Genomic DNA, 12,324 nt, shown 5'->3' on the forward strand with positions numbered 1-12,324 from the left:
ATTTTTGATAATGGGGTGGTATGGCTATACACATAACAACGGATAATAAATTGAAAAAACTGATTGTGGTGGGCGACCGCGTGCTCATAAAGCCAGCTACTCCCCACGAACGCACCAGCAGCGGCTTGTACCTGCCTCCGGGGGTACAGGAAAAAGAAAAAGTACAGCGGGGCTATGTTATCAAAACCGGTCCGGGCTACGCTATACCTACTCCCGCTGATGTAGATGAAGCATGGAAACCGGAAGAAGAAAAAGTAAAGTATATCCCTTTACAGGTAAAAGAAGGCGATTTAGCTATCTTCCTGCTTAGTGGCTCTACCGCGGTGGTATATGAAGAGGAAACGTATTATATAGTACCGCAGGGCGCTATCTTAATGCTGGAAAGAGAAGAAGACCTTTAAAGCGCGAACCATACATTTTTCCATATTTCAAAAACCTGCTGCTAAACAGCAGATTTTTTATTTTTATCACGGCATGATAAAGGAGGAAGCACTATTCCTTATATTCCAGGATATCTCCCGGCTGACAATCCAATACCCGGCAGATTGCTTCCAGCGTAGAAAAGCGGATAGCTTTGGCTTTGCCACTCTTTAGTATACTCAGGTTAGCCATCGTAATGCCTACCTGTACACTCAATTCTGTGAGTGACATTTTTCTTTTAGCCAACATTACATCCAGGTTCACGATTATTCCCATAACAGCAATTAAATAGTAAGCGTCTCTTCTTCCTTTAAGCACACGGCCTTTTCGAAAACAACAGCTAAGATAAAAATAACAATGAATGCCACCAGCAACTCCCAGGTTGATCCTAAGATGCCGACCACGCGGAAATACAACCTCCTATTTGATGGAATCATGACGCTGTTTCCAATAAACCAGGCGAAAGTCATTTTTGTCAACAATAACGCCAATAACACCCAAAGAATTCCCTTTACAAAGAATAAATTTTTCCGCGAGATGAGCTGCTGATCTGCCGTTCCTGCTAATAATTTAAACGAACAAAAAGCGATCACCAGGTAGAGCATTGCCAGGATAATATGCTCAAACGCCAAGGTTTGGAAGTAAGCCTGTGGACCAGCCCCAATCTGAGGCCCTAATTGAAAAAAGTAGGTGTAGATATTCATTCCAATGATTCCGATAGTCAGCAATACTGAAATAAGTACCGCAATTTTAAGTAACAGCAAATAGGTAGCAACTTTCATGTGCAGTTATTTTATGAATTCAAAAATATGAAACGCGTATCGAAAATCAAAATAATTTTATCGATTATCAATAAATATAAGTTGAAAAACGATATATACAGATAGATAGTAAATTGATTCTTAAACGGTTAATGCTTTTTATTATCTTCATAAAAAAAATTCTAAGTCATGGCCAATCAGGACGCATTTCTGGACTATATCAAAAACGGCTATACCTTCAAAGGCGAGCATTTCAAATTAGGTTGTGCCATGTTGAACGGCGAAGTAGTTGCAGGAGCAGATGTATTGCTCCCACTGAGTACCCTCAACCGGCACGGCCTTATTGCAGGGGCTACGGGCACCGGTAAAACAAAAACCCTGCAGGTAATTGCAGAAGGACTGAGCGATGCCAGTGTACCTGTGCTCTTAATGGACATTAAAGGGGACTTGAGTGGTATTGCGGCTGCCGGCACCAGTAATCCTAAAATAACAGAAAGGTATCAGAAAATAGGTGGCAGCTGGAGCCCTGCAGCTTACCCGGCAGAATTACTGTCGCTCAGCCAGGAGAAAGGCGTGCGCCTTCGCGCTACCGTCAGCGAATTTGGCCCTATCCTCCTGTCAAAAATACTGGAGCTGAATGATACGCAAGCAGGCCTGGTGGCCATGCTGTTCAAGTATTGCGACGATAACAAGCTTCCCTTACTCGATTTAAAGGACTTTAAAAAAGTACTGCAATACGCCAGCGACGAAGGCAAGGCAGACCTGGAAAAAGACTACGGTAAAATATCCACCACTTCTACCGGCACTGTTTTACGTAAAGTGATAGAGTTGGAACAACAAGGCGCAGGTTTATTTTTCGGAGAAAAATCCTTTGAAGTAGATGACCTGATGCGCGTGAGCGACGATGGCCGGGGCATGGTATCCATCCTGCGTGTAAGCGATATACAAGACAGGCCCAAACTCTTTTCCACCTTTATGCTTAGCCTGCTGGCCGAGTTATATGCCACCCTCCCGGAAGAAGGCGACCTTGATAAACCCAAGCTGGTCATGTTTATCGACGAAGCCCATCTCATTTTCAATGAAGCCAGCGATGCGCTATTGAAACAAATAGATACCATCATAAAACTGATCCGCTCAAAAGGAGTAGGTATTTTCTTCTGTACCCAAAACCCGATGGACGTACCTCCTTCTGTACTGGGACAGCTGGGCCTCAAAGTACAACACGCCCTGCGCGCGTTTACCGCCAACGACCGGAAAACCATCAAGCAAACCGCCGAGAACTACCCGTTATCGGACTTCTATAAAACAGACGAGCTGTTAACGCAGATAGGAATTGGTGAAGCGCTGGTTACCTGCCTGAATGAAAAAGGGGTACCTACCCCGCTCGCCGCTACCATGCTGGTTTCCCCAAGATCCCGGATGGATGTTTTAACAACAGCGGAAGTCGATGCCATCGCGGACAATTCCAAGCTCGTAAAAAAATACAGCGAAGAAATTGACAGCGAAAGCGCCTACGAAATTCTTACTGCCAAACTGCAGGAAGCAGCCGACAAAACCGCCGCCCAGGAAGCGCCTAAAGCCGCTGGCGGTAAACAAAAAGAAGAAAAAGGATTTATTGAACAGGTACTGGAAAGCTCTGCCGCCAGACAGGTAGGACGTACGGCCGCCAGCGTTATTACACGTAGCCTGCTGGGCGCACTGGGCCTGGGTGGACGAAGCAGTAAAAGTAAAAGTTGGTTTTAATTATGCAACCGGTAGCACTTCGCTGCCTGCTTACATCAATATATTTAAAGTATGAGTAGAATTATCAAGACGGGCGTATGCTCGTACGGCATGTCCGGGCAAATATTTCATGCCCCCTTCCTCCACGTAAATCCGGGATTCGAATTTACAGCGGTTGTAGAAAGAAGCAAGCACCTGGCTCAACAGCGGTACCCTAACGTAAAGGTATATACGAGCGTGGAAGAGATGCTGGCCGATAAAGACCTGGAATTGATTGTAGTAAATACCCCCAACTACACGCACTACGATTATGTAAAAGCCGCCCTGGAAGCAGGAAAGAATGTAGTCGTAGAAAAGCCTTTTACAGTACACGCTAAAGAAGGTGAAGAGCTGGCGGCCCTGGCTGCATCAAAAGGACTGCTGCTCAGCGTTTATCACAACCGCCGCTACGACAGCGATTACAAAGTTGTTAAACAAATAGTGCAATCCGGCCAGTTGGGCGACATCCTTGAAGCAGAAATACACTACGACCGTTTCAAAGAAGAACTCAGCTACAAAAAGCATAAAGAAGTGGGCGGTCCTGGTACCGGCTCCCTGTACGACCTGGGCTCTCACCTGATCGACCAGGCCATTACACTGTTTGGCATGCCTAAAGCAGTATGGGCGGATATCCGGGTTATCCGCAGGGACTCGATTGTAGATGATTATTTTGAACTGGTACTTTATTATGATCAGCTGCGCGCCCGCGTAAAATGCAGTTACCTGGTAAGGGAAGCCCTGCCGGCTTACCAGATACACGGACGCATTGGTTCCTTTATCAAAACCAAGTCCGATATACAGGAAGCCCAGCTGCAAAGAGGCCTTTTCCCCAACAGTCCCGACTGGGGAGCAGAAGCGCCACACGAATGGGGTTTATTACATACCGAAATTGATGGTAAAGTCGTAAAGAAATATATCCCCGGCGGTAGCGGCAATTACATGGACTATTACCAGGGAGTATACGAAGCCCTGGTCAATAAAGCCGCCAACCCGGTGCCTCCGCAAGATGCTATTAAAGTAATCAGGGTAATAGAAGCTGCTTTTGAGAGCAGTAAGGAAGGGAAAGTAGTTACCTTATAATTGCTGTGCTTTCAGCTCTCAGCTACCTGAGAGCTGAAAGCCTACCCGCTTCATCGCGAAACACCAGTCCTTCTTCATTCAGGAATTGCAATACTTCCATCAGGTCGTTTCTTCCCACGTCCTGCATTTTTCCCTGTAATGCGATAAACAACAGAGGTTCTGCTTTCAAATAGTTGATAACGGTATCGGATATACGTTTAAATGCGGTGGCATCCAGCGGTTTTGATTTCTTTTTCAAACAAATATCACATACGCCGCAGGGCGCACATTCCTTTTCTCCGAAATAGGCTACCAGCTGCTGTGTGCGGCAGGTATCACGGTTCCGGGCATACGCAAACATTGCCTCCAGTCTGTCGGCATACACTTTTTTACGCACCTCTACCCTGGCCATATTAACGCGCAGGTACTGCGCCGAGGCCCGTTCATGCAGGAAGCAGAGCTGTGGCTGATCGCGGCGCGGCTGATACCGCAATACACCGTAGTTATGCAGTTGTTGCAGTTGGGCAGCAATATCATCGTCTTCCATGAGCATGATACGGCCTATCTGCCTTTCATAAACAGGTACGGCATTATCGAAGATTCCTTCATAGGTACGCAGCAACGTTTTAATAATTTCTTCCAATGCAGGATATGCATTTTCGAACTCATACAACGATGCTTTGTCGGTAACAAATTCTGCACGGGAGGGCAGGAATACACTTTCGCTTAATTGCAGCACCCCTTCCTGTTCCAGCAGGCGTACGGCGCTATAGGCCATGGTAAGGTTCAGCTGAAAAACACGGGCAAAGTCATTGATATCAAAATCAAAGTACATGCCTTCTGCGCTGCCTATAGGCACTTGTAAATAGTTGACGATGGCCTGGTACACCTCGCGAATTTGTTCCAGTGTAGGAAACTGCATGGCTATGCGTTCCTGCATATCTGCCAGTTCATCTTCATTATAAAGCAATACCGCGTAGGCTTTTTGTTCATCACGCCCTGCCCGTCCGGCTTCCTGGTAATAGGCTTCCAGGCTGTCGGGCATATCATAGTGTACCACGATGCGTACATCCGGTTTATCGATCCCCATCCCAAAAGCATTGGTGCATACCATGATACGGGTTTCATTATTGATCCAGGCTTCCTGTCTCGCAGCGCGTTCTGCCTGGGGCAATCCGGCATGATAGTAACTGGCCGGGATGCCCTGTAATGCCAGCAGGGAGGCTATCTCTTTTGTTTTTTTGCGATTGCGGCAATACACAATACCACATCCGGGCACACGTTCCAGCAGGTATTTTACCTTATCAATTTTGGTAGCCTCCTCCAGCACGCTGTAAGAAAGATTGGCCCTGGCAAAGCTTTTGGTAAATACCTGGGCGTCTTTCATCAGCAGCTTATCACAGATATCCGTTTGCACTTTAGGCGTGGCAGAAGCAGTAAGTGCCAGTACCGGCGCGTGTGGGAAGAAACTCCGGATTTCGGCAATTTCCAGGTAGGCTGGCCGGAAATCGTATCCCCATTGTGAAATACAATGTGCTTCATCTACCGCTATCATATTTACCGGTAGTCCATCGCAGTAGGTTTGAAAAAGTTTGCTTTGTAGTCTTTCCGGAGATACATATAAAAACTTGCATCCACCGCGGCGGGCGGCTTCCAGTACTCTCTCTACCTCTTTATATTGCATGCCGGAATAGATGGAATAGGCCGTAATACCTCTTCGTTTCAGGTTCACAACCTGGTCTTTCATCAAGGCAATGAGCGGCGTAATAACCAGGCATAAACCTGGTTTCATCATGGCCGGCACCTGGAAACAGATAGACTTTCCCCCTCCGGTAGGCAGCAGTGCCAGCGTATCCTGGTCCTTTAATATGGAATTGACAATATCTTCCTGTAAAGGGCGAAACTGCTGGTATCCCCAGTATTGTTGCAATATGGCTACGGGTGTACTCAAAGAAAAATTTAATGGTTATTGCGAAGATAACTTATAAGGGCGTAAAGCAGAAAGCGCAAAGCAAAAAGCTATTGAGGAGAATGACCAGCGCGAATTGGTATCCGCTAAGATTGTTCTTCACAATAGCTTTTTGCTTTGCGCTTTCTGCTTTGCGCTTTTTTAGAATACTTTCTTATAACGCAATCTCACAGAATTAACTGCCAGCACTACATCAGACAATCCCATAATACCTGCACCCACAATAGGATTCAGGAATCCCAGGGCTGCTACCGGTATGGCTACTACGTTATAAATAAACGCCCAGAAGAGGTTTTGTTTAATCGTGAGATAAGTATGCTTTCCCAAGCCCAGGGCCAGTGGCAGAGATCCGAGATGATTATTGAGCAGCACTACGTTGGCGCTTTGCATAGCTACCTGTGTAGCATCGCTCAATGATATACCGATGGTGGCTTTAGCCAGTGCCGGCGCATCGTTGATCCCATCGCCCACCATGGCGGTAGGTGCTGTTTTCAGGAGCGTATCCACCATTTGCAGTTTTTGCTCCGGCGATTGTTCAGCATAGATAGCCGTGATGCCCAGCTTTTCGCCCAGCTCCCGGCATTTGCGGGTAGTATCTCCGCTCAGCAGGATCGGCTCAATACCAGCCTGTTTCAGTTGAGCAATTACGGCAGCAGCTTCCGGTCTGATTTCATCGCTGAAGTCAATCCACCCGGTCAGCTGGCCATTCTTCAGGAGATATAAGTTGTGACTGTCATCGGTGGTGGCATTACCGGCCAGTCGGAAAGAACCCAGTTCCCATTGATTACCGGCTTTATCGCTGGCGCGCATCCCCAATCCTTTATGCTCTCTCACCTGTTGTAAAGGCAGTTCCCCGGCGGTTTTCCAAAGTGCGGCGATAGAGCGGGCAATCGGGTGCGAGGAATATTTCTCCAGGCTATATACCACCTGTTTAAACTCATCTTCCGACATATTAAAAAACCGGCAGGCGCTCAGCTCCAGCTTACCGGTGGTAAGGGTACCCGTTTTGTCGAATACCACCTGCCTGATATCTTTAAACATTTCCAGGGTATGTCCGCCTTTAATGAGAATACCATTACGGGCAGCACGTCCCAGGCCCACCATTACTGCCGCCGGCGTAGCCAGTCCCATGGCACAGGGACAGGCAATCACCAGTACAGCTACGCTGCGCATCATGGCTGTAGCCAGCGTAGTATGTCCGATGAAATACCAGCCTGCAAAAGTAATCACTGCAATACTGAGCACCAGGGGTACGAATATAGCGCTGATGCGGTCGGCCAGCTTTTGCATGGGCGGTTTATCGGCCTGGGCTTGTTTTACCAGCTCTATAATGTAGGATAATACTGTATCCTTGCCTGTAGCGGTGATATATACCTTGATGCTGCCATCTTCCAGTATCGTACCGCCTATGACCTTATCCTTTTCTTTTTTACTGACAGGGGTGCTTTCGCCGGTAATCATCGATTCATTGATATGCCCGCTGCCCCAGTAGATGGTGCCATCCATGGGTATTTTGTCGCCCGTATTTACCAGTACGCAATCGCCTGTGCGAAGGGTGCGGTTATCTACTTCATGGATATGTTCGTGTCCGTGATCCGTGTTAATAAGCCTTGCAGTGGTAATTTGCATACGGGCCAGCTCTGAAATGGCCGTGGTAGTTTGTTTTACGGATCGCTCTTCCAGCATATTACCCAGGAATACCAGGGTAATGATGGCGGCGGTAGTTTCATAAAACATATAGTCGGGGCTGCCATATACCACGGTACCTACAAAACTATATACAAAGGCAGCGGTAGCGCCCAATGTTACCAGCACGTCCATATTGGCCATACGGTTGATCAGGGATCTGACTGCGCTCTTTCCAAAATGCCACATCCCGGTGAGATATACCGGCAGGGTAAGCCCAAACTGTACCCAGGACTGGTGCAGCCAGGGCCAGCTCACCCACATATGCAATAACAGGGGTGCCGTAAATATGGCGCAAAAAATGAATTTGAATGTAAGGGAGGTATAAAACTTCCGTTCGGCGGGCTTATCTTCCGGCAATACCACGCGGTAACCCATCTGGGCAATTCCTTCCAGCGCTTCCTTAGAATCGGCTCCCGACGGGGCTGTAAAGCTCACTTCTTCTGTAGCGAAACTGACATTTACATCCTGCATCCCTTTTTTTTCCAGGTATTTGGAAACACTGAGTGCACAACTGGTGCAATGCATCCCTTCTACCTTGCAACTTACTGGTGTCATCTGAGATCTTCCTCCTGTTTACAAAGTTATTGGCTGAGGCAATAAAGCTGGAAAATATTAATGCAACGGCGAGTCATTTGAACGGGCATTTTCGGCCAGGGTGGCCGATTTATCTTCTTCTTACCGATGAGCAGGTATTAATGCAACGAAGCAGCATTTTGGGGTTATTTATGTAAATTCGTGCATGCAATGGACATTTACGCTGGACCAACTACCGGCAACCGCCCAACAATTCTGGGAATATTTTGCTGACAAACAGGTATTTACATTAGACGGCCCGATGGGAGCAGGTAAAACCACACTGGTAAAGGCTTTATGCACAGCCAAAGGTGTAGAAGACGCCACCGCCAGCCCCACTTTTTCCATTATCAACGAATATGGCTACACAGATGCCGGAGGCCAGCCCCGGCGTATCTTCCACCTGGACCTCTACCGGCTCCGGGACGAAGATGACGCCATCAGCGCCGGCGTGGAGGATACCCTTTACCAGGATGCGATCTGCTTTGTGGAATGGCCCGAAGTAGTAGCCCCCCTTTTACCACCCGGTACCATACATCTGCAACTGGAAGTGCAGCCCGACGAAAAAAGGGTGCTGCGTGAAATCGCTTCCTCTCTCAAATGATGTATCTTTGAATACTTCGATTTATAAAAACTGAACACCGCATATGGAGCAGAGGCAAAAACCTGTAGTAAGTGCTGGATTTACCTATTCACCACTCGAGGAGACGCTGGACATTCCGCAGAAAAATTCCCGTTTGTTTATAGGTATTCCCAAAGAGACGTCTTTCCAGGAGAACCGGATTGCCCTTACGCCCGATGCAGTCAGCATTTTAGCGGCACATGGACACCACATTGTGGTAGAACATAAAGCGGGCGATGGATCGCACTATTATGATACTGACTACTCCGAAGCCGGGGCAGAAATAGTATACGATAAAAAAGAAGTCTTTAAAGCGGAAATTATCGTAAAATCCGCTCCCCTGAACGATGAAGAAATAGAACTCCTCCACGCTCATCAGATCGTTATTTCCCCTATTCACCTGGCAGCCCTGAAAGCGCTACAGGTACAGAAAATGATGGATAAGCGTATCACCCTGTTATCTTTCGAAAACCTGAAAGATGATGCCGGTACCTACCCTATTGTACGGGCTATGAGTGAAATTGCCGGTGGGGCCTGTATGCTGATTGCCGGGCAATACCTGAGCAATGATAACAAAGGTAAGGGCATCCTGCTGGGAGGTGTTACTGGTATCCCACCTACCAAGGTGGTGATCATAGGCGCCGGTATTGTGGGCGAATTTGCAGCCCGTACCGCGCTGGCCCTGGGATCTTCCGTAAAAGTATTCGATAACAACATTTATAAGCTGAAAAGGCTTCAAAACAACATCGGCGTACGGGTGTTCACCTCCGTTATCCAGCCCAAAGTACTGGCAGAGCAACTACGGAATGCCGACGTAGCAGTAGGCGCCCTGTCGTCGCAAAGCGGACGCACCCCCATAGTAGTAAGCGAATCGATGGTGAGCAATATGAAAGCCGGTTCCGTGATCGTGGATGTGAGCATCGACCGGGGCGGTTGTTTCGAAACCTCTGAAATTACCACCCACGAAAACCCCGTGTTCAAAAAATATGATGTGGTGCATTACTGTGTACCCAATATTCCTTCCGGATTTGCCCGCACGGCCTCTGAAGCCATCAGCAATGTACTGATGCCGTTACTGGTAGAAGCTGCCGATGATGGCGGATTTGAGAACCTGGTGTGGATTAAGCGGGGCGTACGTAATGGTATTTACCTGTATAAAGGGGCATTAACCAATTACCATTTGAGCGAGAAATTCAAATTGAAATATACCGACCTGGAACTGCTGCTGGCGGTGAAAGGATAGGCGGATAAGATTGACTGCTTTATGCCGGCAACCGGCATAAAGCAGTCAATAAAATTATACTTCGAGAGAATACCCCATCAGGATAGCGGCTATAATAACCAGCCCGATCACAATCCGGTAATAACCCCACATTTTAAATCCGTATTTCTTTACTGCACCGATAAAGAATTTGATAGCGCCCAGGGCTACTACAAATGCTACCACGTTGCCTATTAGCAGAAGTTTCAGGTTTTCAGGATGTGCCATCAGCAGTTCTTTTCCTTTCAGGAGTTTGTATCCTGTAGCTGCCGCCATGGTAGGCACTGCCAGGAAAAAGGAGAATTCTGCGGCTACACTGCGCGATAATTTTTGCTGCATACCTCCAACAATGGAAGCCGCACTACGACTGGTACCGGGGATCATGGCCAGGCACTGGTAAAACCCAATGCGAAGGGCCGTAAAAATATTGATCTTTTCCTCTGAATCGATGACAGGTGCCTTAAACCAGTTATCTACAAAAAGTAGTATGATACCCCCTACGAAGAGGGTAATGCCCACCGTCAGCGGACTTTCCAGCATGGCGTCTATTTTTTTGCTGAATAAGAATCCTAAGATCAGCGCGGGGATAACAGCTACGATCAACTTGAGATAGAAGTTAAACCGGTTTTTGTCGAATACCAGGAACTTTCTCCAGTAAAATACCACTACCGCCAGGATAGCGCCCAATTGGATCACTACTTCAAACAGCTTGGTAAATTCGTCCTTGCTTATTCCCAGTAATGAACTCACAATGATCATATGACCAGTGGAGGAAATAGGGAGAAACTCTGTCAATCCTTCTACAATGGCAATAATGATAGCCTGTAAAACATTCATTGATTTAATATGGTTAAAAGTTAAAAAAAAAGCGATGAGCAATCATCGCTGTAAGAATACTTTTACGGGCATACACTATGCGTTGGTCTTGGGACGACGCATAATGGCATATACCTCCACCAACAAACCCAGCACAATCACAATAGGCGCAAGGGTAATACGTTGGAAGCTATATACCTGTTCTGGTTTAAAGGAGTTGGGATCGTTGGAATCGCCTCCCATCATCAGGAGAAAACCCAATACGATGACAACAATACCAGCCAGCATAAATTTGTAGTTTTCTTTGGGTAAAATAGGGTGGCTGTTGACCAATGCTTCTTCCTTGGTCTGTACATCCTTTTTGGAACCTGGGTTTATGCTTGTTTTAGCCATAATATTTGGTGTGTTATATCTTCAGTTAAAGCAATTAATTAATACAGATCATCCAGTTTCAGTCGTAGGTACTTCATCACAGAGCGATGCGTACTCACCAGGGAAATACAGATACCGATCAGGATCATGCCTACAAAAAGCAGGGCAATCATCAGGTTGTCTCTTAACCCCGTCAATTCAGGCAGTAATTTATCTGCAAAAGACATGATACCCACCAGGCCTGCAATGGCAATAGCAGCGCTGATAGCCCCATTGGCAATACTACGCAGGTCGAACGGCTTGGCAATGAACCAGCGGGTAGCACCCACCATTTGCATGGTTTTAATCAGGAAACGGTTACTGAACATGGCCAGGCGGATGGTATTATCTATCAGGAAAATTACCACCAGGCATAATAACCCGCTAATGATCAGTATGATCAGCCCTATCCGGTTCACATTTTCGTTCAATTTGCTCACCAGCATGCGCTGATAGGAAATTTCCCTCACAATGCTCTGCTGGGAAAGGTTATTTTCAATAATCTTCAGGCTGTCGTTGTTAACATAGTTAGCGTTAGCCTTGATATTGATGCTGCTGTAAAGCGGATTGTATTGTAACAGGGTGATAAAGTCTTCCCCAAAGTCCTTTTTGAACCGCTGGGCGGCCATATCTTTCGACACGTACTCGATCGACTTCACATACGGCTTATGAGCCATAGAGTCGCGGAGAGCCAGTGCCTGGTTTTCTTTTACATTGTCCCGGAGGATCACCTGTACCTCAATGCTTTCCTTAAAATACTTGCTTAACTTATTAGCATGTATTACCACCAGACCCAGTGTGCCCAATAAAAACAATACCAATGCCACCCCAATGATGGAATACAGGTAGGATGGTTTCGACTTCTTTGCTGATGATTTCCCGGATTGCGCCATTAATCTGCAGTTTATCGGCGAAAATAATAAAAATTAATAGTTATGTGTTTAATTTTGCCAACCCGTTCAGGGAATACACCATATCCGGG

Annotated in this window: 12 protein-coding genes; 5 read left to right on the forward strand and 7 right to left on the reverse strand. The window is 46.8% G+C overall.

Annotation, left to right across the window (positions count from 1 at the left end; genetic code table 11):
- The first annotated feature begins 20 nt into the window (after positions 1-20).
- Positions 21-401 carry a co-chaperone GroES family protein gene (locus tag HGH91_RS28905; RefSeq protein WP_211092464.1) on the forward strand — a complete coding sequence of 127 codons (381 nt, stop codon included), beginning with the start codon at positions 21-23 and terminating at the stop codon, positions 399-401.
- A 91-nt stretch (positions 402-492) separates the two neighbouring features.
- On the opposite strand, the gene HGH91_RS28910 is transcribed toward HGH91_RS28905, so the two are convergent.
- Both HGH91_RS28910 and HGH91_RS28915 read right to left on the reverse strand, forming a co-directional pair.
- A complete protein-coding gene (locus tag HGH91_RS28910) occupies positions 493-696 on the reverse strand; it encodes a helix-turn-helix domain-containing protein (protein WP_168742726.1) in 204 nt (67 codons plus the stop codon).
- A gap of 8 nt (positions 697-704) precedes the next feature.
- Positions 705-1,202 carry a DUF2975 domain-containing protein gene (locus HGH91_RS28915; RefSeq protein WP_168742727.1) on the reverse strand — a complete coding sequence of 166 codons (498 nt, stop codon included), beginning with the start codon at positions 1,200-1,202 and terminating at the stop codon, positions 705-707.
- A gap of 168 nt (positions 1,203-1,370) precedes the next feature.
- On the opposite strand from HGH91_RS28915, the gene HGH91_RS28920 reads away from it, so the two are divergent.
- Positions 1,371-2,924 carry a helicase HerA-like domain-containing protein gene (locus HGH91_RS28920; RefSeq protein ID WP_168742728.1) on the forward strand — a complete coding sequence of 518 codons (1,554 nt, stop codon included), beginning with the start codon at positions 1,371-1,373 and terminating at the stop codon, positions 2,922-2,924.
- Between the two features lie 51 nt (positions 2,925-2,975).
- A complete protein-coding gene (locus tag HGH91_RS28925) occupies positions 2,976-4,022 on the forward strand; it encodes a Gfo/Idh/MocA family oxidoreductase (RefSeq protein WP_168742729.1) in 1,047 nt (348 codons plus the stop codon).
- Between the two features lie 22 nt (positions 4,023-4,044).
- On the opposite strand, the gene HGH91_RS28930 is transcribed toward HGH91_RS28925, so the two are convergent.
- Positions 4,045-5,952, reverse strand: a complete 1,908-nt coding sequence (locus HGH91_RS28930) for an ATP-dependent DNA helicase RecQ (RefSeq protein ID WP_168742730.1) — start codon at positions 5,950-5,952, stop codon at positions 4,045-4,047.
- Between the two features lie 159 nt (positions 5,953-6,111).
- On the reverse strand, positions 6,112-8,214 hold the full coding sequence (locus HGH91_RS28935) for a heavy metal translocating P-type ATPase (RefSeq protein WP_168742731.1): 2,103 nt from the start codon (positions 8,212-8,214) through the stop codon (positions 6,112-6,114).
- Between the two features lie 184 nt (positions 8,215-8,398).
- Here HGH91_RS28935 and tsaE point away from each other — a divergent pair, with 184 nt between their 5' ends.
- Both tsaE and HGH91_RS28945 read left to right on the forward strand, forming a co-directional pair.
- Positions 8,399-8,836, forward strand: a complete 438-nt coding sequence (gene tsaE, locus HGH91_RS28940; protein ID WP_168742732.1) for a tRNA (adenosine(37)-N6)-threonylcarbamoyltransferase complex ATPase subunit type 1 TsaE — start codon at positions 8,399-8,401, stop codon at positions 8,834-8,836.
- A gap of 43 nt (positions 8,837-8,879) precedes the next feature.
- Positions 8,880-10,097 carry an alanine dehydrogenase gene (locus HGH91_RS28945; protein ID WP_168742733.1) on the forward strand — a complete coding sequence of 406 codons (1,218 nt, stop codon included), beginning with the start codon at positions 8,880-8,882 and terminating at the stop codon, positions 10,095-10,097.
- 54 nt (positions 10,098-10,151) lie between these two features.
- On the opposite strand, the gene HGH91_RS28950 is transcribed toward HGH91_RS28945, so the two are convergent.
- From HGH91_RS28950 to HGH91_RS28960, 3 genes are all read right to left on the reverse strand, one after another.
- Positions 10,152-10,952: an undecaprenyl-diphosphate phosphatase gene (locus HGH91_RS28950; RefSeq protein ID WP_168742734.1), complete on the reverse strand. Its 801-nt coding sequence runs from the start codon at positions 10,950-10,952 to the stop codon at positions 10,152-10,154.
- Between the two features lie 75 nt (positions 10,953-11,027).
- Positions 11,028-11,324, reverse strand: a complete 297-nt coding sequence (locus tag HGH91_RS28955) for a DUF3098 domain-containing protein (protein WP_168742735.1) — start codon at positions 11,322-11,324, stop codon at positions 11,028-11,030.
- Between the two features lie 38 nt (positions 11,325-11,362).
- Positions 11,363-12,235 carry a cell division protein FtsX gene (locus tag HGH91_RS28960; protein ID WP_168742736.1) on the reverse strand — a complete coding sequence of 291 codons (873 nt, stop codon included), beginning with the start codon at positions 12,233-12,235 and terminating at the stop codon, positions 11,363-11,365.
- Positions 12,236-12,324: the final 89 nt, after the last annotated feature.

Source organism: Chitinophaga eiseniae (assembly GCF_012641265.1).
In the GTDB taxonomy this organism is placed as follows: Bacteria; Bacteroidota; Bacteroidia; order Chitinophagales; family Chitinophagaceae; genus Chitinophaga; species Chitinophaga eiseniae_A.